Annotated in this window: 18 protein-coding genes and 1 tRNA gene; 6 read left to right on the forward strand and 13 right to left on the reverse strand. The window is 68.0% G+C overall.

Annotated features, from left to right (window positions below):
* Window positions 1-371: 371 nt before the first annotated feature.
* Entirely contained in the window at window positions 372-1322 is a 951-nt protein-coding gene (locus tag ACIBCM_RS21170) for an NAD-dependent epimerase/dehydratase family protein (protein WP_399245380.1), read from the reverse strand.
* A gap of 12 nt (window positions 1323-1334) precedes the next feature.
* Window positions 1335-2630, reverse strand: a complete 1296-nt coding sequence (locus tag ACIBCM_RS21175) for a nucleotide sugar dehydrogenase (RefSeq protein ID WP_399245382.1) — start codon at window positions 2628-2630, stop codon at window positions 1335-1337.
* A 338-nt stretch (window positions 2631-2968) separates the two neighbouring features.
* Between ACIBCM_RS21175 and metG the strand changes: the two genes are divergently transcribed.
* The gene (gene metG, locus ACIBCM_RS21180; RefSeq protein WP_399245384.1) at window positions 2969-4693 is read left to right on the forward strand and encodes a methionine--tRNA ligase; all 1725 of its coding nucleotides are present in this window, start codon (window positions 2969-2971) and stop codon (window positions 4691-4693) included.
* Between the two features lie 32 nt (window positions 4694-4725).
* On the opposite strand, the gene ACIBCM_RS21185 is transcribed toward metG, so the two are convergent.
* The 6 genes from ACIBCM_RS21185 to ACIBCM_RS21210 all read right to left on the reverse strand — a co-directional run bounded on the left by ACIBCM_RS21185 (window position 4726) and on the right by ACIBCM_RS21210 (window position 10534).
* The gene (locus ACIBCM_RS21185; protein ID WP_399245386.1) at window positions 4726-5364 is read right to left on the reverse strand and encodes a histidine phosphatase family protein; all 639 of its coding nucleotides are present in this window, start codon (window positions 5362-5364) and stop codon (window positions 4726-4728) included.
* Window positions 5365-5384: 20 nt separating this feature from the next.
* Window positions 5385-5939 (reverse strand): FkbM family methyltransferase, encoded by a 555-nt coding sequence (locus ACIBCM_RS21190; protein WP_399245388.1) that lies wholly within the window; start codon window positions 5937-5939, stop codon window positions 5385-5387.
* A 26-nt stretch (window positions 5940-5965) separates the two neighbouring features.
* On the reverse strand, window positions 5966-7369 hold the full coding sequence (locus tag ACIBCM_RS21195) for a hypothetical protein (protein ID WP_399245390.1): 1404 nt from the start codon (window positions 7367-7369) through the stop codon (window positions 5966-5968).
* Between the two features lie 125 nt (window positions 7370-7494).
* A complete protein-coding gene (locus ACIBCM_RS21200; RefSeq protein ID WP_399245392.1) occupies window positions 7495-8643 on the reverse strand; it encodes a glycosyltransferase family protein in 1149 nt (382 codons plus the stop codon).
* Window positions 8640-9968 (reverse strand): N,N-dimethylformamidase beta subunit family domain-containing protein, encoded by a 1329-nt coding sequence (locus ACIBCM_RS21205; RefSeq protein WP_399245393.1) that lies wholly within the window; start codon window positions 9966-9968, stop codon window positions 8640-8642. The genes ACIBCM_RS21200 and ACIBCM_RS21205 overlap by 4 nt, the downstream gene beginning before the upstream one ends.
* Window positions 9965-10534: a class I SAM-dependent methyltransferase gene (locus ACIBCM_RS21210; protein WP_399245395.1), complete on the reverse strand. Its 570-nt coding sequence runs from the start codon at window positions 10532-10534 to the stop codon at window positions 9965-9967. Before ACIBCM_RS21210 ends, ACIBCM_RS21205 begins: the two co-directional genes overlap by 4 nt.
* Before the next feature lie 387 nt (window positions 10535-10921).
* Here ACIBCM_RS21210 and ACIBCM_RS21215 point away from each other — a divergent pair, with 387 nt between their 5' ends.
* Together ACIBCM_RS21215 and ACIBCM_RS21220 are read left to right on the forward strand one after the other, a co-directional pair.
* Window positions 10922-14440 carry an NB-ARC domain-containing protein gene (locus ACIBCM_RS21215; RefSeq protein WP_399245734.1) on the forward strand — a complete coding sequence of 1173 codons (3519 nt, stop codon included), beginning with the start codon at window positions 10922-10924 and terminating at the stop codon, window positions 14438-14440.
* A gap of 25 nt (window positions 14441-14465) precedes the next feature.
* Window positions 14466-15692 carry a damage-control phosphatase ARMT1 family protein gene (locus ACIBCM_RS21220; protein ID WP_399245396.1) on the forward strand — a complete coding sequence of 409 codons (1227 nt, stop codon included), beginning with the start codon at window positions 14466-14468 and terminating at the stop codon, window positions 15690-15692.
* 264 nt (window positions 15693-15956) lie between these two features.
* Here ACIBCM_RS21220 and ACIBCM_RS21225 read toward each other — a convergent pair whose 3' ends face one another.
* From ACIBCM_RS21225 to ACIBCM_RS21240, 4 genes are all read right to left on the reverse strand, one after another.
* A complete protein-coding gene (locus ACIBCM_RS21225) occupies window positions 15957-17672 on the reverse strand; it encodes a relaxase/mobilization nuclease domain-containing protein (RefSeq protein WP_399245398.1) in 1716 nt (571 codons plus the stop codon).
* Window positions 17669-18316: a plasmid mobilization relaxosome protein MobC gene (mobC, locus tag ACIBCM_RS21230; protein ID WP_399245400.1), complete on the reverse strand. Its 648-nt coding sequence runs from the start codon at window positions 18314-18316 to the stop codon at window positions 17669-17671. The genes ACIBCM_RS21225 and mobC overlap by 4 nt, the downstream gene beginning before the upstream one ends.
* A gap of 68 nt (window positions 18317-18384) precedes the next feature.
* Window positions 18385-19173, reverse strand: a complete 789-nt coding sequence (locus ACIBCM_RS21235; RefSeq protein ID WP_399245402.1) for a DUF2637 domain-containing protein — start codon at window positions 19171-19173, stop codon at window positions 18385-18387.
* Between the two features lie 229 nt (window positions 19174-19402).
* Window positions 19403-20956 (reverse strand): DnaB-like helicase N-terminal domain-containing protein, encoded by a 1554-nt coding sequence (locus ACIBCM_RS21240; protein ID WP_399245403.1) that lies wholly within the window; start codon window positions 20954-20956, stop codon window positions 19403-19405.
* Between the two features lie 253 nt (window positions 20957-21209).
* On the opposite strand from ACIBCM_RS21240, the gene ACIBCM_RS21245 reads away from it, so the two are divergent.
* From ACIBCM_RS21245 to ACIBCM_RS21255, 3 genes are all read left to right on the forward strand, one after another.
* Window positions 21210-21878 carry a helix-turn-helix domain-containing protein gene (locus tag ACIBCM_RS21245; RefSeq protein ID WP_399245405.1) on the forward strand — a complete coding sequence of 223 codons (669 nt, stop codon included), beginning with the start codon at window positions 21210-21212 and terminating at the stop codon, window positions 21876-21878.
* Window positions 21879-22011: 133 nt separating this feature from the next.
* On the forward strand, window positions 22012-22239 hold the full coding sequence (locus tag ACIBCM_RS21250; protein ID WP_399245407.1) for a helix-turn-helix domain-containing protein: 228 nt from the start codon (window positions 22012-22014) through the stop codon (window positions 22237-22239).
* Window positions 22239-23414 (forward strand): tyrosine-type recombinase/integrase, encoded by a 1176-nt coding sequence (locus ACIBCM_RS21255; RefSeq protein ID WP_399245409.1) that lies wholly within the window; start codon window positions 22239-22241, stop codon window positions 23412-23414. Before ACIBCM_RS21250 ends, ACIBCM_RS21255 begins: the two co-directional genes overlap by 1 nt.
* Window positions 23415-23778: 364 nt before the next feature.
* Here ACIBCM_RS21255 and ACIBCM_RS21260 read toward each other — a convergent pair.
* Window positions 23779-23852: transfer RNA gene (locus ACIBCM_RS21260), tRNA-Gly, on the reverse strand.
* Window positions 23853-23976: the final 124 nt, after the last annotated feature.

Raw genomic sequence — 23976 nt, forward strand, 5'->3', positions numbered from 1 at the left:
CTTCCGTTTCAGCTTCCGTTTCAGAGCCTTCCGGTTCCGACTCCCACCCCTTCCCGGAGACCCCATGTCCGCCCCCCCCCCCCCCCCCCCCCCCCCCCCCCCCCCCCCCGGCCAACCCCCCCCCCCCCCCCCCCCCCCCCCCCCCCCCCCCCCCCCCCCCCCCCCCCGCCCCCCCCCCCCCCCCCCCCCCCCCCCCCCCCCCCCCCCCCCCCCCCCCGCACTGGGGCTGCCCGCGTCCGGGAGCTGGCTCCCACATGGCTCCCATGAGCTGTCAGCAGCACACTCCTGACGGGGACTCCGCGCGCAAATGGCCGAAGGCCGGGTGACCGGTGCGATCGCCCGGCCTTCGGGTTTCACTCCCCTCGGTAGATTCAGTTCGGAGCCACACTCATGACCGAGGTACGAAACCAGTCCACTGTCGCGGAGACCCCGTCCTCCAGTGCTACCGGTGCCACCGTCGGGAAGAGAGCCCGTAGGCGGCTGCTGTCCGCCTGGGAGTGCGCGACATCTCCGGCGCGAGCGGTCACGTACTCCCGGTGGACGACGCGACCAGTCGCGGTTGCGATCTCTGGGATCAGCTCCAGCAGGGATACGCGGGTCCCGAGGGCCAGGTTCACAGGGCGGGGCTCGACGATTCGGTGGAGGAGGGCCGCGGTGAGGACACGGCAGACGGTGCCCACATAGGTGAAGTCGCGCGTCTGGGTGCCGTCGCCGTGCACGGTCACAGGTCGGCCGTCGAGTGCGGCGCTGATCCACTTCGGGATCACCGCCGCGTAGGCGTGGTCGGCGCGCTGGCCGGGCCCGTAGACGTTGAAGAAACGGAAGGGCAGCACCGGCAGATCGAAGCTGTGGTGATAGGCGCCCAGATATGCCTCCGTGGCGAGCTTGGTCACCGCGTACGGGCTCATCGGGGCCGTGGTGAGATCTTCGTGCTTCGGCAGGCGTGGGTTCGCGCCATAGACGGAGGACGAGGAGGCGGCGATCACATGCAGGCCGCCCGCGCGGCGTGCGGCTTCGAGGACTTGGAGGGTTCCGGTCGCGTTGGCCTGGTGGCTGGCCAGGGGGTCTCGTATTGAACGCGGCACGGAGGGCAGTGCGGCCAGGTGGACGACGGCGTCCGCGCCGCGGAACACCTGATCCAGGAGGCTGGCGTCCTGGATGTCGCCCTCGAAAAAGTCGATGCCGAGACCGGCGATGCTCGTCTTGGAGCCAGTGGACAGGTTGTCGATCACCTGGATTCGGGTGATCTTGGGCTGCTCGGTGAGGACCCGGGTGAGATTGCTGCCGATGAATCCGGCACCACCGGTGATCGCGATCTTCATGCGGCCCTCCTTTCAGAGAGAGTCGACATGGGCGTCGGCGAGCCGACGGCGGCAGTCGAGGATGTAGGGGGCGTACGCGGCGATCAGGGGATAGTCGAAGGCGTCGTGGTCGGCGAGGACGACGACGGCATCGGCTGCCGCGAGGCCGGTGGGAGTGACCTCGACCCGCTTGATGTTCGCCAGGCCGTCGGCGCGAGGGTGGGCGTCGTCGCTGACGTGGGGGTCGGCGGCCTGGACCTCCGCTCCCATGCCGATGAGCAGCTCCGCGATCCGTGCCGCCGGAGTCTCCCGAGCGTCCCCGGTGTTGGCCTTGTACGCGAGGCCGAGCAGTAGCACCCGGGAACCGTTGACGGGCTTCTTGCGTTTGTTGAGCCCCTCAATCAGTCTCCGGACCACATAGTCGGGCATGTGGTTGTTGACATCGTTGGCGAGCTCGACGAAGCGGAAATTCCGGCCCACGGTTCGCTGGACCCGCCAGGACAGATACGAGGGGTCTATGGGGAGGCAGTGGCCTCCGACTCCAGGTCCCGGGGTGAAGCGCATGAAGCCGAACGGCTTGGTGGAGGCCGCGTCGATGGCCGCCCAGACATCGATGCCCAACTCATGGGCGAAGATCGACAGCTCATTGGCGAGCGCGATGTTCACGTGCCGGAAGGTGTTCTCCAGCAGTTTCGCCAGTTCCGCTTCCTTGCAGCAGGCCACTGGGACGACCCTGTCGACGAGGGAGGCATAGAAGCGCCGGATCGTTTCCCTGGACGCCTCGTCGATTCCAGAGATGATCTTCGGGGTGTTCTCCAGCCTCCATGTGTGGTTGCCCGGATCGATGCGTTCAGGGCTGTAGCCCAGGTGGAAATCGGAGCCGGCGGTCAGACCGGAGGTGCGTTCGAGGAGAGGCCCGAAGACCTCCTCTGTGGTGCCGGGGTACGTGGTCGACTCCAGGACGACGGTCGCCCCGCGCGCGAGGTGGTGGCCGAGCAGTAGAGCCGAGTCCTCGACATGTGAAAGGTCCGGAGCTCCGTCGCGGAGCGGCGTGGGCACCGCGACGACCGCTATGTCGAATCCCTCGCACTCGGACGGATCGGCAGTGGGCCGATAGGCACCGGTGGCGAGGAGCGGCGCCAGACGCGCGTCGCTGATGTCCTCGACATAGGACTCTCCGAGCATGAGCCGTTTGACTCGCTGCGCGTCCACGTCGAAGCCGACGACCTGGTGCCCGACCTCGGCGGCCCTCACCGCGAGAGGCAGCCCGACATACCCCTGTCCCACGACGACTACGCGGAGCCGTTGGGCGCCATGCTTCTCGATCATGCTTTCAACCTCGTTGAGTGAGCGCGCGGATGCGTGCGGCGGGCGGACCTGTGACGGGTCGGCGGCTCTAAGATGGGGAGCGCCTCGGCCGTTCGAGACTCGCTTGGCCGCCTGTCTCGAACGGCCGAGTGTCTTTCTCCGCTGCCCGGGTCGGCCGGAAAACCCGTGGGATGGCGCGAGCCCCGGTTCGATACGATGGCGTGGACTTGCAGACTCGAATCGTCACTGTGCGTCACGGTGAGGTGTGATCCAGGTGATCGCGCTGGCTGTAGCTTCCCGACTTGGGCCCGCCGTGGCACTGCCGCCGGCGCCGTACGTACGAAATGGAGCATCCGAGGATGGCTCGACACCTGATCACCAGCGCGCTTCCCTACATCAACGGGATCAAGCACCTGGGCAACATGGTCGGGTCGATGCTTCCGGCGGATGTGTACTCCCGGTACCTCCGCCAGCGCGGTCACGACGTCCTCTACATCTGCGCCACCGACGAGCACGGCACCCCGGCTGAGCTGGCCGCCAAGGAGGCCGGACTCTCCGTCGCGGAGTTCTGTGCGCAGGCCCACGTTGCGCAGAGAGCCGTGTACGACGGCTTCGAGCTGGCCTTCGACTACTTCGGTCGGAGCTCCTCGCAGCAGAACGCCGAGATCACCCAGCACTTCGCACGCAAGCTGCACGAGAACGGCTTCATCGAGGAGCGCGCCATCCGGCAGGTGTACTCGCCTGCCGACGGCCGCTTCCTGCCGGACCGGTACGTCGTAGGCACCTGCCCGCACTGCGGCTATGACAAAGCCCGTGGCGACCAGTGCGAGAACTGCACCCGCGTCCTTGACCCGACCGATCTCCTCGACCCGCGCTCGGCGATCAGCGGTTCCACGGACCTGGAGGTCCGCGAAACCACGCACCTGTTCCTGCTCCAGTCCAAGCTTCAGCAGGAGGTCGAGGAGTGGATCGACTCCGTTAGCGCGCAGTGGCCGCAGCTGTCCACCTCCATCGCCCGCAAGTGGCTGACCGAGGGCCTGCACGACCGCGCGATCACTCGCGACCTTGACTGGGGCGTCCCTGTTCCCGCCGATACCTGGCCGGACCTCGCGGCCGAGGGCAAGGTCTTCTACGTCTGGTTCGACGCACCGATCGAGTACATCGCTGCGACGAAGGAGTGGTCGGACGCCACCCCGGACGGCGAGACCCGCGATTGGAAGTCTTGGTGGTACGCGGCCGATGACACCGTCCGCTACACGCAGTTCATGGCGAAGGACAACGTCCCGTTCCACACCGTGATGTTCCCGGCCACCGAGCTGGGCGTGCGGGAGCCGTGGAAGAAGGTCGACGTCGTCAAGGGCTTCAACTGGCTGACGTACTACGGCGGAAAGTTCTCGACCTCTCAGAAGCGCGGAGTCTTCACGGACGCGGCCCTGGAGATCCACCCCGCCGACTACTGGCGCTACTTCCTGATCGCCAACGCCCCTGAGTCGGACGACTCGTCTTTCACCTGGGAGCACTTCACCGCCACCGTCAACAAGGACCTGGCCGATACCCTCGGCAACTTCGTCAACCGTGTGCTGTCCTTCTCCCGCAAGCGGTTCGGCGACGAGGTCCCGGCTGGGCGTGCCGCCGGTGAGGCGGAGGTGAAGCTGGGCGAGGAGATCGCACGGCTGCTCGCCGATTACGAGGAGCACATGGAAGCGCTCCAGTTCCGCAAGGCCGCCGCCGCACTGCGCGCCCTGTGGTCCGCGGGCAACTCCTACCTTGAGGAGAAGGCTCCCTGGATGGAGATCAAGACCGACCCGGACGGCGCCGCGCTGACGCTGCGCACCGCGATGAACCTGATCCATCTGTACGCGATTGTCTCGGAGCCGTTCATTCCGGCCACGGCCGCCGCCATGCGGGGTGCCTTCGCGCTGGAAAGTGACACCGCGACCTGGGTGACGGCCGAGCAGGCCAAGGCCCTGGATGCTGTACCGGCCGGAACCGCGTTCACCGTACCGCCGGTGCTTTTCGCGAAGATTACGGACGAGGATCTGGAGTCCTACCGTGCGCGATTCGGCAGTGCCCCGGACGCTTGACCGTGTCCCCCGGGCCCGTACCGTCCGCGCTTTCATCGGGCGGTACGGGCATCGAGGAAGCCGGGTAGATTCGCGGGCGGCACGTTCATCAGCCGGATGCGGGAGGCCGTGCCGTCTGCCTCGACCCATGTGACACCAGCTGATCCGGGGACGTGCTGGAGGTATTGCTCAAAGCCGTTTCCCGTCAGCCACAGCAGCAGACAGGCGATGCCCCCACCGTGCCCGACGAGGGCGGTCGTACGGTGTGGTCCGGTGCGGACCTCGTTCCACAGGTCCACATAGCGGGTCTGTACGTCCTCCGACGACTCACCACCCGGCGTGCGGAGCTGGTGGATGGGCGTGCCGTGTCGTGCCGCCTCATCGGCGGCGAGTTCCCTGGGCCGACCGCCGAGGTAGCCGCTGTTCTTGGCTGCCAGGCGCCTGTCCACACGTACGTCGGCCGGACTGAGCGCCGCGGCCAGCAGCGTGACCGACTCACGGCAGCGGGACATCGGGCTGACGAGCATCTGGTCCGCGCTGATCCCGGCTGCTGCGAGGGCGCTGCCGACGATGCGGATGTCGTCTCTGCCCCGCTCGCTGAGCCTGCCGCCGACTGCCTGGCCCTGGTGGATGCCCCGCAGGTTCTCCTCGGTCTCGCCGTGCTTGATCAGGTAGATGTACTTGGTGTGCATGACGTGCGTCCTTTCTCGGGTCAGTCCCAGTCGCGGACGTCGACACGGGCGGAGACCGCTGTGGCGACCTGGTCGTGCTCGGCACGGCTCATGGCGGGGAACCGGTCGTGGTGCCACTCGATGTAGAGGACCGATATGAGGTTGATCGTTCCGTCGTCGAGCAGCTTGGTCAGTACGGGGTACTCAGCGCCTTCGATGTCCATCTTCACGACGACGTGATCGTCGGGACGGATGGTCCGTCGTAGCCAGGTGCTGAAGTCGATGGCGGGCACCGGTACTGGTGCGCTGTAGTCGATCTGCTGGTCGTACACGGGCGGCACGCGCTTGCCGGGCATCACGGTGGAGCTCTCGTGGTGGCCGAGGAAGAGTTCGATCGTTCCGTCATGGGTCCACACCGCGCTCTGGGAGACCTCGACACGGGCGGGGTGATGGGCCTGTTCGACGTACTGGCGGATGGAAGGGAGCAGCTCGGGGTTCGGCTCGAAGGCGTAGAAGTCGTGATCGGGAAGCTCGTGCATGAAGCGGTTCAGTACGACTCCGAGGTTGGTGCCGCAGTCGATGAAGATCTTGCGCATGAGGTGCTCCTGCGGTCGGGTCCGGGTCAGAGGAGGTCGATCTCGTGTACGACGTGGTTGGTGAGCCGGACGAAGTCGCCGGTCGACGGGCGGTAGCAGCGCTCCTCGTATCGGATGGTGATGCGGCGGACGGGTTCGTGGCCGCGGTAGGGAGGGAGGTCGCCCCACTGGTAGAGCTGGCCGCCGGGCGCTTTGAGCCGGCGCAACCACCAAGGCAAGGGGCCTTTCCGCGCACCACGGTTGAGGCAGCTGAACATGGTGGTCAGGAAGACGAAGTGCTCGTTCGCCTGCTGTTCGTCCTTCCATACGCGGCCGTAGGTCTCTTTGAGATGGCGAAGCCTCTCCGGGGCCCCGTCCGCCTGGAGGATGAGGTCGCGGAGCTTCCGGTCCCAGACGATGCCGAGGTGGTCGTGGAGGACGGGTTCGCTGGTCAGGAAGTAGCCCAGGACACGGCCGAACTCCCGCTCGTACGGGCACATGAAGTCGTTGTAGAGGCCCATCCGTCTGCCGGACGCGGTCTCCACCTGCCAGTGGATACGGGCGGTGAACGGGGAGTCCCACCACCCCAGGTGCCAGGGCTGCCACAGCAGATCTGCGGCGCTGAGTATGAACATCACGAGTGCCAGCAATACGGCCGGCCAGCCGAAGGCCGTGCTGTATGCAGCGTCGGGAAGTAGTCCCACGGTGATCGCGAGGGCGATGTTGGCGCTGATGTTCTCCCAGAAGAGGATGCCCGAGGCGAGGACGACGGCAACATTGAAGAGTGCCGTTGCTGCGAGGGCCGCGATCAGAAGACGGCGATCGAGGAACGCGATCAGACCGACTGCTTCCGTCATCATGGTGAGGACGTTGACTGGGCGATCCAGGCCACGTGCGCGGTGCAACACGCGGGACACGGTCTCGGGGCGCAGGAAGCGTGCCCAGCCCCAGGCGTATGCCGAAGCCATAAGGTAGTGCGTGCGGTTGTGCCAGGCCCATGACCAGGGGCGCGGCCCGAGCCGGGCTTTGCTCCACGCCGGCTTCACGTAGTGGGAGAACGAGACGCAGCCGAGTACGAGAACCAGTGCAGCTGCGGAACTCGAGGCCTCGAAGAACGCCGTCACGAGGAACCAGGCGAGGTACGCCTTGAGCAGGCGCAATGGCATCATCGCGTGGTGCTTCCAGCCTCGGAGCCTGCCGCAGTACACCCCCATCCAGGCCAGGAGAGCTGGGGGCCAGAAACAAGCGGCGGCGCCGAGGAGCAGGAGGAGCTGCTTGTCCAGGCGCTGCGGCCCGATGGGCTCCGTCACGTCGTAGTCGCTTGTCGCGCCCTGCCAGGTGAGCAGCGCGATCACGAACATGGCGAACCACCGGATTGTCCCCGGCCCCGACTCGGGCGACGGAAGGAAAGCGGTCAGCACTGCGGGCGGGACGCCCACGATGAGGATCACCGCGGTAGGCCGGCGTGCGACGCCCCGTACTGCGGGCGAGACCACGAATCGGTAGCAGACTGCTACAGCGGCGACGGTTATGGCAGTGTGCAGGTAAGCGGCGAGCGGTGACGTTCCCATGGTGCCTACCGAGTGGACGACGCGAGGGCCGGCGAGCTGACTGCGGGCAGATTCTCCAGGTACGAGGCGATCCGTTCCCGTGGGTCGACTGTGAGGTACTCGCTTCGGTGGCGTACGACATTCGAGCGGAGCTCACGGCTCCTGTTCAGGAAGTCGAGCACTGCTCCGCCGTCGACGCGGGGGGCTGATGTGCCCAGTTCCGCCTCATGGACGACCTTGGCGCACCAGTGCTGGTCGTACGTGGGCAAGGGGATCAGATGGACCGGCTTGCCGAGGACGAAGGCTTCGCTGATGAGGTTGAAACCGGCGTTGGAGAAGACGCCCTCGGATCGCGCCATATCTTTGATGAACGCCGCACGGTCGAAGAGGCGGATCTCGATCTTGCCGTAGGCGTACTGGCGCAACCCTTCGGCCTCTGCCGGCTGTACGTAGATCCGCAGGGCACGGCCCGGTACGTACTGGCGGAAGACGGCGATCAGGTTTCGGACGGATTTCTCGGGTCCGTGGTCGAAGTAGCGCGAGAAGTAGGCTGTGGCGACGGGCTCGGTGGTGACCGGCGTGGAGCGCACTGAGTCGGGGATGACCGGGGCGATGAACTCCACCTTTCGGTCGTTTGGTGCCAGCGGGACGTACGAGCAGATGAAGGACCGGTCGACGCGGGGCGCGAAGTGGCGGAGGCGCTGCTCATCGGCGGTCCGGGCGTAAGTACCGACAGCTGGCAGGTCGAGGTGTCGGTACTTGCTCTGCTGGTCAACGGAGATCAGCGGCCTGTCGAAGTGGTAGGCCAGCCGAGGAATGTTGGGCTCGTAATCGGTGATGAACGCGTCGGGGATACCCGTCTCGCGGATGATCCGGCGTAGCCGCATGTGCTTGGCGAGGCCAACGGGGACCTGCAAGAGGTTCGTGCGGACGGCGTCCCTCGCGTGTATACGGTCCGCGCGGGCGAGGAGTGTCGGCATCCATCCGTCCCACGCGGGGAAGCCGAGGTCGCGGAAGTACTCCACGCGGGCGGAACCGTTGGTGACGATGCGTACCGAGTGCCCGCGGTCGCGGAGATACTGAGCGATCACGCTCTGCCTGACGGAGTGCCCCATACCGATGCCGTTGACACCGATGATCACACTGAGTGGACGTATGTTTCCGGACAAGATCATCCTTTCGGTCGGGAGAGACGAGTGAGGACGTTGCGGGTGATGGCCGCGACCTGCGCATCGGTGGTCAGCAGACGGGCCCAGTCGGTCGTGGCGGCGGTGAAGACGGTGCCGTTCGCCGTATAGAGGCCGAGCGTCGCGGCCCGCGGGCTGTCCACCATCTCCCGAGCAGCGAAGTTCCAGTCGGAAGGCAGCGAGGCGATGCCGAGGATCTCGAAGTCCTTCGGTGTCCCGTCCTGGCCTGTCGGACGAGGTCGTCCGGATGCGGTGAGCTCGTACGCCGCCCCGTCGCATTCGTAGCCGACCAGCGAGCCTTCGCGGCCGATGATGTCGCCCGTCCGCAGGCTCGTGCCGGAGAAGAGCCAGTGGTCCGTGTCCGTGACGGTGAAGCCGAGTTGAGTACGCGGCCCGTCCCAGTGGCCGCCGCCGTTGCGGTAGCTCACGCCGAGGAGGGAGTTCTCGGGCTCCGACTCCCACCAGTGATCCGGGCAGCCGTGCGAGCTGTCAGGATCCGTTCCGGCGGGGGCTCCGGGCGGGAACTTGTCGCAGTGCAGGCCGGACCCGTCAGGGGCCACGCGCACTCGCCACCAGCAGCTATTGGCACCGAAGTTGGCGATGTTGCCCCCGCCGTCCCGAAACGCGGTGACGTTTCGGCGTATCTCGGTGCTCCAGTACTCGTCGTGACCGGCGGCGACCAGGAGGCGGTATCCGTCATGAAGGTGTCGGTCTTCATGAAGGTCCAGATCGGTGCAGTAGTCGCTTTCGATCCGGTTCTCCTCCATCCACCTGATGAAGGGGGCGTCCCAGTGGGCGAACGTCTGCCGCGGCGAGGCGGCGTCGTACGGGTCGGGCAGACCCTTGACGGGGCCGCCGGCACCGCCTCCGGGTCGGAGCATGCTGACGCCGGCGGCGCTGTAGAGACTGCCTCCCCCCGCTGTGTTGTAGGCGTGGTACGTGAAGGTCGGGATCTTGAAGAGGACCCTGCGGCCGGACGGAGCCGACGGTGTGACGACGAAGAGGATCCGAGCCCCACGGGAGTCCAGCGGCGGTATGCCCGATAGCGGCTCCGTGCTCAGCGTCGCGATGTAGACCCCGGACCTCCACTCGGGGGGTACGAGGAACTCATAGGCGGGCCACCGCCAGTCCGCGTCGAACGTGCCCGGCTCCGCGACGCGGCCGGGCCACTCGACGTGCCCCGCGTGGTGAGGCACCGCGCCCCAGCGGTAGAAATTCACGTGGCAGCGCGGGGCGGATGTGGCGATATGCAGCCGGAGCACTTCGCCGGCGCGGACGCTCGACCGGGTCGGGTACCCGTTGATGTCCGTCATTCGCTGGGCCGGGGGCGGGCGACACCAGCGATGTGGAAGCGGTCGACCGGCTCGATCCGGGCTTCCCATTCCAGGTCACGCAGCTGCGACGTGAGGTCGGCGGAGTCCCGCAGTACCTTCACTGCCAGGTGGTGGGACCCGTCGGCGAGCTTGCGGCGCACCGTGGGCACCTGGGCCTCGCCGACAACCTCCTCGATCTCCGCCTTTGCGGGTGCGTCGTCGAGGAACACCACCCGGCCGCCCGGTGCCAGCGCCCACCTCAGCAGGTCCCAGAATGCCTCCATCTCCACCGGCGGCACATGGCTCAGCCAGAAGGCGAAGAAGACGGTGTCGTACCGGCGATCCGGCTCCCAGCCGAATACGTCCGCCTCAAGGAAGCGGGTCGGTGTCCCGTGCAACCGCTCACGTGCCACGGACAGCATCTCCGGCGCGGCGTCCAGCGCGGTCAGGCTACGAGCACGGTCGGAGATCAGCCGGGTCCACTGGCCCGTACCGCACGCCAGTTCCAGCACATCACCGTGGATCGGCAGCCCGTCCAAGGCGTTCGCGAGGCGGGGCATGTGCATGCGCTCGCTGTAAGCGATGTCGTACTCGGCGGCTCGCGCTCGGTAGTACGCGATCTGGTGCTCAGACCACTTACCTGTGTCGCCATGCCGCTCTGTCGTCCCGGTCACTCGGTGACCACCCTTCCGTAACCATGCGGAGCGGTCGTGCTCCGTGGTGAGGAGACTGCCGTGGCATGCCGGACAGCGGGCTGCCGTTGTGTCGCACTCGCGTGGCAGCGCCATCGCGCACATGAGTGGTCGCCAATCCCTGGGCTCGGGCCCGCCGAGGCACCCCAGGTGCTGAACCCGTGCTGAACTCCTGTCGCAGCGAAGGCCCTACGCCGCTGGTCAGACCGCCCTACGCTGTTACCGTCGTTGGTGTCGGTCGAAGGAGCCTCGGTGGCCACAGTGCAGCGCTGGACCGGAAGGGAGGCGCGTGCTCTGCGACTCGCGACGCGTCGGAGTGTGCGTCGCTTCGCCGCCTACCTCGGCGTCAGCGGCCGGACGGTGTCCAACTGGGAGGCCCGGGGGGAGAAAATCGTTCTCGTTCCGGATTCCCAGGCGTTATTGGATACAGCGCTGGAGCGAAGCGACGCGGAGGTACAGCGGCGCTTCTGGGATTCTGTCGGTGCTCCCACTCCTTCCGACGCGCCCACACCGGATCACTACTTCCCCATTCCCGTCCCGGAGCCCGGCTTGGTGCACAGGTCAGATGATTTTGAGAGGCTCGTCTCCGTTCTGCGGGAGGCGTCTGCGGACGCCAGTACCGCCGCAGTCGCCCTGTGCGGTCCCGGCGGGTTCGGGAAGACGACGTTGGCGACGCAGATATGCGACGACCCTCGTATACGGAATTCCTTCTCGGAGATCCTCTGGGCGGAGACGGGCGAGGGGTGCACAGCGGCACGGGTCGTCGAACTGATCTCTGATCTGTGCGTTCATCTGGACGGCAACCGGCCGTCCCTCACGGATCCCGAGCAGGCCGGTTTTCACCTGGCCCGTCTGCTCCAGGGCCGGCGTGCTCTTCTTGTCGTCGACAACGTTTGGTCCGCGGCCGACCTCAGCCCCTTCCTTCTGGGCGGGGAGGACTGTGTGCGGCTCGTCACCACGCGGAACGTGCGCGTATGCCCCAGCGCCGCCCGGGTGGTGCAGCTGGGACCCATGGCACCGGGCGAGGTCAGGGAACTGCTCATCCGCACCGTCGGCACCTTGGACGAGACCGAATCTGCGCGGCTTGCCGACGTGTGCGGTGGATGGCCCCTGCTGGCGTCGATCGTCGGAGCGAATGTCTCACAGGAAGTCGTCTCCGGCGTCCCGGCCGGCCGTGTGGTCGCGGAGACAAGCGCGACGATCCGCGCGTACGGCCCCCAGGCATTCGATGTCTGGGACTCGGACCAGCGGAAGAACGCCATGGGGCAGGCACTCTCGTCCAGCCTCCGCAGTCTCGAGGAGAGCGTCTCGATCGCCGGGCACTCGGACCTCCGGGATCGGTATCTTTCGCTCGCGGTCTTTCCCCCGTCGGTGCCGATCCCCATGTCGGTACTCACCCACTGGTGGCAGACCGCACACGGGTGGGCGCCTCACGTCGTGCGGCAGTTCTGCCGACTGCTGTCCGACCGCTCCCTGATCAGCGCATATCTCGCCGACCGGAACGCCATTGTCCTGCACGATGTGTTCCGGTCATATCTGCGGCATCTGATCGGCGACCGCTGGGCGGCTCTTCATCAGTCCCTGACCGACGCGTACCGGCGGAGCACCGAGGGCGCGTGGACCACGCTGGACGGAACCGAGGGCTACCTCTGGCGACATCTTCCCTACCACCTGCGTGAAGCTGGCCTCGACGCCGAACTCGTCAGTCTTCTGGCCTCTCCGGCCTACGTCATACGCAAGGTCGGTCTTGTCGGACATCAGGCCCTGACCAGGGACGCCGCTGTGCTGGACGCTCTGTCCGGCCAGCCCGGCTCCGGCCATCCTCAGCACCAGGAGTGGCTGATCGCCCGTGCCCTGACCGGTGCCGGATACCTGCTGAGCGGAGTGGAAAGCCCGGCAGACATCGCCTCGACGCTCTCCATCGTGTTGCGGCGCTCTCCTCTGACCGCGGCCACCCGAACCGTCGATCGTGCCATCGGTGCGGAGGCCGTGTTCACCCCGAAGTGGCTGCTGCCGCCCGAGAGCGACAGCACGGAAGCGTCGGCACCCGGCCATATCGGCGCGGTCGTCAGCGTCTCCGCTGCCCGTGACCTGGTGGTGTCGGGCGGCGAGGACGGAGTGGTCAGGTTGTGGAACGTCAGCACCGGCCGATTGCTCCGAGCCCACCATGCCCACACGGGGTGGGTGTTCGCCACCGTGCTCTCCGCGGATGGCCTGGTCCTCGCGTCGGCGGGAGACGACGGGGCGATCCGGTTGTGGCGTACGGACACCGGGGACCCCATCGGGGTGCTGCCTGGGCACAATCGCCGCGTGCGGAGCCTCGCCTTCTCCCCCTCCGGACCCACCCTGATCTCCGGAGCCGAGGACGGAGCTGTGCATGTGTGGGACACGGACAGACTGGTGCTCGTGCGTTCGATGCGCACGGTTGGCACTCCCGTCTGGTCCGTGGCGGTCGGAGGAGACTCCCACTCGTTTGTGGCCGTGGCCGGCGAGGACGAGTTCGTCCGCCTCTTCGATCTTCGTACAGGCCGTCTCCTGGACGAACACGCGGCTCACCGGGGCTGGGTACGCTCCGTGGCCTTCGCGCCCGAATCCTCTGTCCTGGTCTCCGGATCAGGAGACCGCTCCGTCATCGTGTGGGACACGGCGGAAGGACGACTCACGCTCGTTCGCCGGATCGCTGGTCTCAAGGCACGCGTGCGCGCCGTCGCTCTGACTCCGCACGCCGACATCATCGTCGCCGCCACCGAGGAGCCGAGAATCCAGGCGTTCGCGGCGGAAGGCCCAGCGGGCGAGACCCAGCCGCCGCCGGGTGTCGACTGGGTGCGCTCACTTGCCAGAACCGGCGGCCGCACCGTGATCGCGGGATGCGAGGACGGCGCTGTTCGTGTCTGGACCGTGGGAAAAAGCAGGCTCAGTACGCTGGCCAGCGGTTCGAACACCGTGTGGTCCACACAGTTCGCCGCCGACGGCCGTACTGCTGCGGTCGGCGATGGAGCCGGTGGCGTCGGCATCATCGATACCTCGACCGGGACGGTCAGCCGGAGGCTTGCGGCGGCCCATGGGCGCGTCTGGTCCCTGGCCGGTGGCATGGAGCACATCGCGGCTGCGTGTGGCGACGGGGCGGTCAGAGTGTGGTCGCTGCTCGACGCGACATGGTCACTCACCCTGAATCAGGACACCTCGCGTACGTGGGCCGTGGCAATGGCCCGTTCGGCACCGCGCCTTGCCGCGAGTACAGGCGACGGACACATCCGGTGTTGGGACTTCTCCACAGGGGCACTGCTGTGGGGCCAGGATGTCCATGCCGGTCGACTGCGCTCGTTGGCCTTCGACGACAGCGGAGACCTCCTTGCCGCATGTGGCGGTGACGGTTCTGTACGTGTGTGGCACGCCCCCACCGGCGAGTTCAGAGGCCGCTTCTCCAGCCCCAATGGGTGGGCCCGTGCCGTCACTGTGGATGGACCGGGGCATCGCGTGGCGGTCGGGGCGGGAACCGGTGATATCGCGGTGCGACACCTGGGTACGGACAGGTTCACCTCTCACCTCTCCGGGCACACCGGACGCATCCTCATGCTCGGCTTCGTCGGCGACGAGGACCGCTTGGTGTCGGCTGCGGCGGACGGGACCGTGCGCCTGTGGTCGCTCAGTGAGCAGCGCCAGATCGCCAAGGTCAGGGTGGATGCCTCCTTGCACTGTGCGGCCTTCGAAGCCGGTACGGGCGAGGTGCTGGTTGGCAGCGCGGCGGGGGTCGTAGCCCTGGAGATCAAGGATTCATGAGCGATAAGCGAAGGGCTTGGACACTATGCCAGAGAACACTTCCCGCACTTCGGACGAAGGGGCCGACCGTGATTCCGGCCCGGCGGACGAATCCGGCTCGTCGGTCATCCTGAGCGACGAGACCGGCTCGTTCGCCTGGGGAGTCCTGGCCAAACGCCATCCGGCCCTGATCCAGCAGGTACGGGATGCCTTCCCGTACGGCCGCCGACAGCACGCGGCCCTCGATGCCCTGTTGGACGAGATCACCAACGGTGTCGTCGAACCGCTCGCCCCTTCGGCGCACGATCACGGGCAGTGGGCGGAATGGGGGCGGGGGCACTTCGGGCGGCCGTGGTTCGACGCTCCGTTCCTGTGGGCGGAGAGCTACTTCTACCGCAGGCTCCTCGGGGCCGTCGAGTACTTCGGTACGGGCCCGTGGCAGGGTGTCGATCCCTTCGCCCCCTTCAAGCAGGCGGAACTGCGTACTGCGGTGGTGGACGAGGAACTCGGGGCGCTGGACGCACTCGCCGACGTTTCGGCTGAGGAGAGGGCCACGGCCCTGCTCCACGCCTCGCTCTGGGGCAACCGCGCTGACCTGGGCTTCCGTGTCACGGAGGGGGATCCGGCGCCCGGAGATGCTACCGACGGCTTGGTCGCCGATGATGCTGCCGTGCTGTGGCGGCTTCTGCCTGCTGGAGCCGGTTCCACTGTCGCTGTGGTGGCGGACAACGCGGGGCGAGAGTTGATCCCGGACCTGATCCTCATTGACCATCTTCTCGTGCACCGGCACGCCAAGCGGGTCGTGCTCCACGTCAAGCCCTCTCCGTACTACGTGTCCGACGCGATGACGGCGGACGCCGTCGACTGCCTCCGCCGCCTCACCGAGGCACCTGGAGAGGCCGGCCGGATCGGCAACCGTCTCTGGGAGGCCGTGGCGACAGGCCACGTGGAGATCCGCACCCACCCGTTCTTCTGCGCGCCGCTGCCGTACGCGGAGATGCCGGACGATCTGCGCGAGGAGTTCGCGGCCGTCACCCTGACCATCCTGAAGGGCGATCTCAACTACCGTAGGCTCGTCGGCGACCAGAGGTGGGACGCGAGGACGCGATTCGCGGACCTCACGGCGTACTTCCCCGGGGCTGTAGCGGCGCTCCGTACCCTGAAGTCCGACGTCATCGTGGGGCTGGAGCAGAAGACGCTGGATGCTCTGGAAGGGTCCGGGAGGGCTTGGCGCACGAGCGGCACTCATGCCCTGGTGCAGGTCCGACGGTAGACCTGATTTCCGCACGACTCCTCGCTCACTCCATGAGCGGCTGGGCGCGGTATGTCCGGCCGCTCGATCTTCCACCAGGCGTCAGCCTCCCGTCGGAATCCCGGCGGGAGGAACAGACAGGAGGCAGTACGAGGTGGTGAGTACGCGGCATCGCCGTCGGCCCGGAGCAGGCCTCTGGGAGCGATCGAGCGGTCGGTCCGCTTGAAGCTCCGCAGTGATCTGCTGAGCCACGTGCCCCCGTGTGGTTGGGGTGGTCCCCAGAGGCTATCGGCGTGGACCGGACCGTGTCGTTGGGCTCAGTGGCGTTGCCGGGGCAGGCTCGGTCTGGTGCTTTGCCATCGGCCTTGGTGCTGTGGTTGAGCGTGCTTGGGCGGCGAGGGCACGGGTGCTGGGTGGTGGCCGGTGGGCGAGTCGGTGGATCTGCCAGGTGAGTACTTCTGCGGGGGAGTGAGCGTCGTCCAGCGTGCGCTGGTCGGCGGCGTTCTGAAGGAGGCGTCGGGGGTCGTGGCCGGAGTTTTCGGCTTCGGAGAGCGCGGTGGCCAGCGATGCCCAGGCGGGGTCGGTGAGGATCTCTTTGCTGTGGTCCGGAACGCTCGCTCGGATGTGCCGGGCCATCCGTTCCACGGTGCTGGCCGGCGGCTGCCGTGTGGCCAGGGCGGTGAGAGGTGCGGTGGCCGCCTGGCCGTAGGCGGCTCGGAGATGGACGAGGGCCTGTTCGGCGGCTACGACTTGCTGGTCGTGGTGGCGAAGCCGGTGCCAGCGGATGGTCGCGATGACGGCGACCAGAGCGATGTCGAGGAACATCGCCAGCCCGCTGCCGTCGCCGCCGGCTGGTGCGGTCCGCAGGGCGCGGATGGCTCCACGCAGGGCTCGGGCCTGGTCGTGCTGGGCTTGGATCCGAGATCGGGTCGCCCGTTCGAAGGCTGTGGCGGCCTGGCGGAGCTGGGGGCGGAGGCCGGCGGGGGCGACCAGGGGCAGGGCGTCGAGCGCTTCACCGAAGGCAGCGATGTGAGCCTGGGCGGTTCCGTCGTCGGCTTGGTCGAGGCGGTGGGGGATGCGGTCGGTCGCGGCGGTGGCCTGGTGCCATGCGTCGGGCTTGCGGTGGGTTCCGGCCGGGCCGGTCGATGGTGCTTCGGTGGCGTCGAGGCGTCGGCGGATCTGCGGATAGGAGAGGTCGGGGGCGAGTTTGGAGCCGGAGAACCAGATGGGTTCGCCCTGGGCGTTGGTGTCGCCCTGGAGAGCGATCTTGTAGCCGCGTACGTCACCTGAGGGGAAGCGCTGTACTTCAAGGAGGACGCCCTCCACGCCGGTCAGCACGCGGATGAACTCCTCTGGGCTGGTGGCGACGGCGACCACCGTGCGGACGGCGGTGCGCAGCTGTTCGCGGGTGGTCGTCTGCCGACCGTGGCGGCGGGCTTTCTCCTGTTCGGCGCGGGTGGGGCGTTTGGCGGCGGTGCGGTCTCCGCGGATGACGCGGTGGAGGCCGTATTCCTTTTCGATGGTGGCGAGTTCGTGGTCGGCGTGGAGGTAGTTGTTCCAGTGGCGGGCGGTGCGCAGGTCGCCCCGGACTTTGGTGGCGGCGATGTGGATGTGGTCGGGGGCATGGCGGACGGCGACCCAGCGGCAGCCGTCCGGGTCGCCTTCGGGGGCGATGCCGGTGGCGTGGACGATGCGGCGGGCGATGTCCGCCCATTCGTCGTCGGTCAGGATTCGGTCGTCGGGTGCGGCGCGGATGGAGCAGTGCCAGACGTGCTGCTCGGGTGCCCGGCCGAGGCGCCGAGCCTGCTTCACCCTCAGGTCGAGGTCGGCGACGAGGAGCTTGCGGGCGGTGTCGAAGTCGTCGGCGCGGCCGGGGTCGGGGGCGAAGCCGTCCCAGGAAGTGACCAGGTGAGGGTCGGTGTGGTCCTTGTCCTTCTTCGTGTCGAACAGGTACCGGATCAGCCCCATGGTGCTCTTCCCGCTGCTGATCTTCGCGATCATCCGGCCGCCTTCCCGATAGCGGCCTGGTTCGTGGCTGCCGCGATCTGGCGGACAGCGGTGCAGACGGTGGTCAGGGTCCGTTCGGCCTGGGCCAGGGTCGAGGCGTCTCCGGGGTGTGGATGGCTGCCGGAGTTGAGCTTGCGGGCAATCTGGTTGACGTTGTGGCCGATTTTGGCGACCTCGGTGCGGAAGGCGGTCAGCTCGTCGATGTAGTCGTCGAGCGGGGTGCGCTGGCCGGGAAGGGTGAGTTCACCGTCGAGGTAGGCCATGACCGAGGCACCGACCAGGTGGGCACCGGCGATGTTCATCGAGGCGGCCTTGGCGAGGATCTTGCACTTCTCTTCGATGCTGTAGCGGACGTCGACGCGCTCTTTGCGCTGGACGTCTTCACGGGTTCGGCGGCGGGCGACGCGACGGAGAGCGGCTTCGTCAGCGGCACGCACGAGCAGCGGTTCGGCGACGGCGACGGACTTCTCCTCCTCGGGCACCCCCTGGTGCCCAACCGTCTCCGCCGCCCCCGGGGCGGAGACGATCGCGTTGGACCGACCCTTGGACGGTCCAACGCCATACCTTGCTGCGCTGTTGGCTGAGGCCGTGGTCATCTCGGCCTGACCACCGGTATGTTCGCGCTGCGGGTCTTGCACGGGTCGGCTCTCCAGCGTGGTGTGCGTCGGACGGCGTCCATTGGATGTGGTGCCGTGGGGTTGAAGGGTTAGGCGGCTTCGGCTTCGGTCCTCTCCTGCTTGGCTTGGAGACTGCGGACGGCCTCCTCCGCGCGGTCCTTGCTGACGGCGAAGCCCTTTTCCCGGACCGCCTTCTCGACGGCGGGGCGTGAGACCCGGCCGCCGTGCTTCTCCGACATGGCGTGGACGACGGCGGTCAGTTCAGCGTCGGGCACGCTCGGCCGTCGGCCCACGGGTTTGGTGGGCGCCTCGTCGGTGGTCGCGGGCGTCGTCGTGTCCCGGGGCGGCCCCCCTGAGCCGTCTGCCGACAGTGCCGTGGGCTGGTGGCGCTGCGGCGCATTGCCAGGGCGTGTGGCGGGTCCGCCATGGCGGTGTTCCCTGGCGCGCTCGTCCTGAGCGAGGGGCCTCCGCTGGACGATCAGGTAGAGGTGGACGGCTCCGGCGAGGGCGAGTGGCGCGATGGCGGACAGCGCGCCGACGGTGAGGTCGTCGAGTCGCAGGCCGGGATGGCGGGTCTGCTGGTTGATGCGGACTGCGTGCAGGGCGTTGGCCCAGATGCTGGTTGCGGTGGCGAGGCCGACGAGCATCCACACGTATAGGCGGGAACGCAGTGGGGCGGTGCGCAGGATGAGCAGGGCGCCGATGCCGATGGCGATGAACCCGTCGATCACGAGGGGGAAGAGGTAGGTCAGCGGTTCGCTGATGTGCATGGCGGCGGCCATCCGGCGCAGGGCGTCGTAGGAGAGGGCGAATCCGACGGTGCCGAGGAGGGCGATGCCGAGGCGGATCAGGCTGGTTCCGGGTGTTGCTGAGGGCATAGCGGGGGTGTGCTCCGGGGTGGTGCGGGCTGTGGGCGGGGCCGGGGCGCTTACGCGACCCCCTCTTTAGGGAGGGGGCCGCGCGTAAGCGGCGGGCGCCGGATGCGCCGTACAGCAGTGCGTACGCGTTTGACCTGCTGTTTTGCGGGATTCGTACGCGCTGTGAGCGGTGCGTGGGCGCTCGGCGGGGGACGGGGCGCGTACGGGTGCGTGTACGCGCCCCAGGGGGTCAGGAGACGACGCTGATATGGCGCGCGGTCGCCCGCCATCGGCTGGCCTGGCCGCCTCCCGCGCCGCCGCCGGTACCGCTCTCCTGCGTTGCGTGGCCGCTCTTGGCGAGGGCTTCGAGCCGCCGCCTGGCCTTGGCGACGTCGGCGGGCCTGGGGTTGCGGTCGCCGGTGATCTGCTCGGCCAGCTGGCGGGCGGTGAGTCCGCCCGTGGTGGCTTGGCGCAGCAGGGTGAGCGGGTCGAGAGAGGTGTCGACGCGCGAGGTGCCCCGGGGGTGGTCGTGGACGACGGGGAAGGGGCCGATCTCGCCGTTGACGGTCTTGAGGTGGTGGAGCTGGACGATCGGGTCGCCCGCCGCGCCGCTCAGGAAGAGGACACTGCCGGCCCCGGCGGTGAACCAGGCCGAGCCGTAGACCTGGTCGAGGACGGGGCGCTGGTTGCGCGGGGTGTCCTGGCCCTGTTTGCGCTGGTGGTGCAGCTCCAGCAGTTCGACTCCGTCGCGCAGGAGCTGCTGGCGGGCGTTGTTGTAGGCGAGGCCGGCCTCGTCGTCGGTGAGCTTGCCGACCACGTCCTTCAGGCTGTCGATCACCACGGTGTCCGCGCCGTGCTGGGCGGCCAGCTCGGCGAGAAGCTGGGGCTCAGCGTTGAGAGACGCGGGCAGCGGGCCCGACCAGAAGACCAGCTTCCGTCGCAGGATCGCCTCGTCGGCAGGGCGCACGATCCGGGAGAAGGCCCGCGCGAGCTGGCTGGGCCGGTCGGCGGCGATGTAGAGCACCTTCTCACCCGGCTGTACGGGCATATCCAGGACCATGGAGAGCAGGCCGAGGCGGCTCAGGACGATCTGCTGGGCGATGGTGGACTTCCCGACTCCGGGCGGTCCGACGAGCATCAGGCTCTCCCCGGACGCCCACGCGGCTTTTCCCGGCTCACCCCAGATGGGGGTGGCGTCGGTCGCGGTGTCGGTGACGAAGGACCAGCCGTCCACGGCGTATCGCTCCAGCCGCCCGCCCGAGCTGCGCCGGGAGCGGTCGGAGACTTCCTGCACCGAGTGGTTCATGAGGGCGCGGACCTCATCGGGGTCGGCGCCCTCCGCACTCGCTCCCTGAAGGAGCCGTACCGCCATGGCCTGCATGGCGCGGAGGTCGGCGTCCTTCCGGACGATGTCGGCGTAGTACTCGGCACCCGAGCCTGCGGCGGCGTGGGACGCGAGGGCGTGCACGTACGGGGAACCGCCCACCCGAGTGAGGTCGCCAGTGCGCTTCAGCTGATGACAGACGGCGATGGGGTCGGTCGGTGCCTCCAGCCGCCGCAGCTCCAGCAGGGCGTGCCAGATGGTGGTGTGGGCGGGCCGGTAGAAGTCGCCCGGCTCCAGAACGAGGCGGACGCGATCGACGGTGTCGCCGACGAAAAGGCACGACCCCAGAACAGCCAGCTCGGCATCCAGATTGTGCGGTGGGTTCAATGTCGAGCCGGTGCCGCCCGGTGCCGACAGGGGGTGGGGGAAGGACGCGGTCAGGGGTGCGTCGCCGGGCCCGATGGCCGTAGGCTGGGGCATGGATTCCCTTTCCGGAGTGCATACGGCCCTGGCAGGCCGCACTCCGGTTGATCGTCTTGATGGGTGGTCATGCTGGGGTCCACGGCCCTCGGTGCGCTAACACCGGGGGCCACTCTTTTGGGCCCAGCAGGATGATCACCACATCCGCCCCGCACAGTCAAGCGCACAAGTTGATTGATGGAGAGATGAGTATTGTGCTCACGGCGCACAACATTCTCTTGATCTTGTGTGTTCGTCGAGCTAGCGTAGAGGTATGACGCAGAACGACTGGCAGGGACGGCTGACGGGTCACGTGGCCGACACCGTGCGCCGCCACCGCAAGGAGCGGGGGCTCAGCGCACAGGGCCTCGCGGACGCCTGCGCCGCCCTCGGTTACGAGATCCCGCGTACCGCGATCGCCAACCTGGAGAACGGACGTCGTTCCAGCGTGGAGATCGCGGAGATCTTCGTGCTCGCCAGGGCGCTGGGCATTCCGCCGATCGTGCTGTTGCTGCCCATCGGGACGGCCGGGGCCGCAGAGGTGGTTCCCGGGCAGTCCCTGCCGATCTGGGACGCGGTGGCCTGGTTCACCGCCGAAACGCTCATCGGCGACGAGCCCGAGCCGGGCACGGTCGACGAGATCATCTTCGAGCTCCGCTCCCATGCCGCTGGGCTCAACTCCCTGCGGAAGGCCATCGCCTTCGCCGAGGAGACCAGACGCGGCACCAGCTTGATGCGCGATCCGGCCCAGCGTGCCCGCAACGCGGACATGCAGGCCAAGCTGGACGACTACGTCCGCCAATACATCATCGATGTGCAGGACTTCCGCGCGAGACTGCGCCAGCGTGGAATCGAGCCCCCGGTCCTCCCTGAAGACCTGGACTACCTCGACCTGACCGTCGACACGGACGGCGAGATCCATTCCGTGGACGGCACTCGCTAGTACGACTCTCCCGGGAACTCCACCTGTCTCGCCTCGGTGTTAGCGCGCCGTGGGGCAGGCGGCTTCCTCATGACCACCCATCACACGATCACGCCGCAGGGGTGCCAGCCCCTCGCAGGCGGTGAGGACTCCCATGTCTTCCTCCAGCGCGCCCGAGCGCTATCTGACCGTCGCCGAAGTCGCCGAGGTCCTCGGCACGACCGAACGGTTCCCCCGGCGGCTCATCGCCGAGCGCCGTATCCCCTTCGTCAAGGCGGGCAAGCATGTGCGCATAGCCCGCAGCACGCTGGACTCCTACATCCAAGCGAACACCGTGCCCAGCATCACCCCGCGCCGGAACGGCCTGCGGAGGACCGTCTGATGGCGAGGAAGAAGGCACCGACCCGCCGTCGGTTCGGAGCGATACGCCAGTACCGCTCCGGGCGTTGGACCGCCAGCTACCGCGACCTGTCAGGCCGACTCCACCGGTCGCCCGAGACCTTCGAGACCAAGACCGACGCGGGCGTCTGGCTCTCCCAGATCGAAGCCGACCTCACCCGTGGCACCTGGATGGACCCCGATGCCGGGGCGATCAACTTCGATCGCTACGCACTGCGCTGGGTACAGGAGCGCGGACTGATGCCGACCACGGACGAGCTGTACCGGCGGCTGCTGCGGCTGCACATCCTGCCGACCTTCCGTGACCGCGATCTCGACCAGATCACCGCGCCCATGGTTCGCACCTGGCGCACCGAGCGACTGGACACCGGTATCGGTGCCACGACCGTCGCGAAGTCCTACCGGCTGCTCAAGGCGATCCTCCAGACCGCCGTCGACGACGAGGCGATCCGCCGCAACCCCTGCCGTATCCCGGGCGCGGGCAAGGAGAACGCCGACGAGCGCCCGGTCGCCACCGTGGAACAGGTATTCGCGCTCGCCGAGGCCATCGGCCTCCGCTGGCGCTTCATGGTCTTCCTCGGAGCGTTCGCCACCCTCCGCCCGGAGGAACTGGCCGAGCTGCGCCGCGCGGATGTCGACCTGGAGAACGGCACCCTGAAAATCACCATGGCCTCTCCCGAGCTGACCAGCGGCAAGCGCGCGACCGGGCCGACCAAGTCGGCCGCCGGCAAGCGCACAGTGGTCCTGCCCGAGTTCCTCCACACCGAGCTGCGCCGCCACATGGCCTGGTACGCGGAAAAGGAACCCGATGGCCTGGTCTTCGTCGGTGAGAAGGGGGCGCCCTTCCGCCGGTCCACCTTCGGCCGTATATGGCGGGCGGCACGGGCCACGGTCGGCATGGAGCAGGGCTTCCGCTTCTACGATCTGAGGCACACCGGCAACACCCTGCTCGCCGAGACCGGGGCCAGTACCAGGGACCTCATGGTCCGGATGGGCCAGTCCTCGGTCCGGGCCGCGATGATCTACCAACACTCCACGGCCAAGCGGCAGAAGGAACTCGCGGGCAAGCTCGACGACCGCGTGCGCACCGAGATCGGCCGCTCCCGGCCGGGCGGGGACGCACCCGTCAGTGGTGCGCGAGTGGTGCGGCCTTCCTGACGACTCCGCCAAGCCGCCCAGGGCGCCGGATCAGCCGTGCTCTGGGCGGCTTCGCGCTGTCCGCGATCGGGATGTCGGAGACTGCGCTCAACGGGCGAGGTCGGCCCTGACCTGCGAGGTTGAGTGAGGGAAGCAGCGCCGACGGGCCCTCACGCACCCGCCTGCGGACGCTGGTTGCTGTGGTCGGGGTCACATGAAATCGATCTCGGGATGCGAGATATCGGCGGGGAAAGTCGCCCGGCGGGATGCCCCGCACCTCGCTGTGAACGCTCCCCGGGTGCTTAGTGGTGCGCCAGTGGTGCGAGGTCCTGGAATTGGTCTAGACAACAAGAAAGGCCCCGGTCGCTGACCTGGGCCTTATTCGTGGAGCGGGTGACGAGAATCGAACTCGCGCTCTGAGCTTGGGAAGCTCATGTTCTACCATTAAACTACACCCGCGCGGCGGGCCGGGATCGGCAGCCGCAGCGTCGCTCACTCTACCCCATTGCAGGCCCCTGGAGTATGACTCCCAGGGGCCTGAGTGTTGTCCGGGCGGGTGGGCGGGGGCGCGTCGGGGGTGCGG

This window comes from Streptomyces sp. NPDC051018 (genome assembly GCF_044456085.1).
GTDB lineage: Bacteria > Actinomycetota > Actinomycetes > Streptomycetales > Streptomycetaceae > Streptomyces.

What these genes read in the sequence shown, in the direction of transcription:
- metG (WP_399245384.1), top strand. Translation starts at nt 2,969, where the DNA reads ATGGCTCGACACCTGATCACCAGCGCGCTTCCCTACATCAACGGGATC.
- ACIBCM_RS21200 (WP_399245392.1), bottom strand. Translation starts at nt 8,643, where the DNA reads ATGATCTTGTCCGGAAACATACGTCCACTCAGTGTGATCATCGGTGTC.
- ACIBCM_RS21235 (WP_399245402.1), bottom strand. Translation starts at nt 19,173, where the DNA reads ATGCCCTCAGCAACACCCGGAACCAGCCTGATCCGCCTCGGCATCGCC.
- ACIBCM_RS21185 (WP_399245386.1), bottom strand. Translation starts at nt 5,364, where the DNA reads ATGCACACCAAGTACATCTACCTGATCAAGCACGGCGAGACCGAGGAG.
- ACIBCM_RS21220 (WP_399245396.1), top strand. Translation starts at nt 14,466, where the DNA reads ATGCCAGAGAACACTTCCCGCACTTCGGACGAAGGGGCCGACCGTGAT.
- ACIBCM_RS21210 (WP_399245395.1), bottom strand. Translation starts at nt 10,534, where the DNA reads ATGCACATGCCCCGCCTCGCGAACGCCTTGGACGGGCTGCCGATCCAC.
- ACIBCM_RS21240 (WP_399245403.1), bottom strand. Translation starts at nt 20,956, where the DNA reads ATGCCCCAGCCTACGGCCATCGGGCCCGGCGACGCACCCCTGACCGCG.
- ACIBCM_RS21170 (WP_399245380.1), bottom strand. Translation starts at nt 1,322, where the DNA reads ATGAAGATCGCGATCACCGGTGGTGCCGGATTCATCGGCAGCAATCTC.
- ACIBCM_RS21190 (WP_399245388.1), bottom strand. Translation starts at nt 5,939, where the DNA reads ATGCGCAAGATCTTCATCGACTGCGGCACCAACCTCGGAGTCGTACTG.
- ACIBCM_RS21175 (WP_399245382.1), bottom strand. Translation starts at nt 2,630, where the DNA reads ATGATCGAGAAGCATGGCGCCCAACGGCTCCGCGTAGTCGTCGTGGGA.
- ACIBCM_RS21255 (WP_399245409.1), top strand. Translation starts at nt 22,239, where the DNA reads ATGGCGAGGAAGAAGGCACCGACCCGCCGTCGGTTCGGAGCGATACGC.
- ACIBCM_RS21205 (WP_399245393.1), bottom strand. Translation starts at nt 9,968, where the DNA reads ATGACGGACATCAACGGGTACCCGACCCGGTCGAGCGTCCGCGCCGGC.
- ACIBCM_RS21225 (WP_399245398.1), bottom strand. Translation starts at nt 17,672, where the DNA reads ATGATCGCGAAGATCAGCAGCGGGAAGAGCACCATGGGGCTGATCCGG.
- ACIBCM_RS21250 (WP_399245407.1), top strand. Translation starts at nt 22,012, where the DNA reads ATGTCTTCCTCCAGCGCGCCCGAGCGCTATCTGACCGTCGCCGAAGTC.
- ACIBCM_RS21245 (WP_399245405.1), top strand. Translation starts at nt 21,210, where the DNA reads ATGACGCAGAACGACTGGCAGGGACGGCTGACGGGTCACGTGGCCGAC.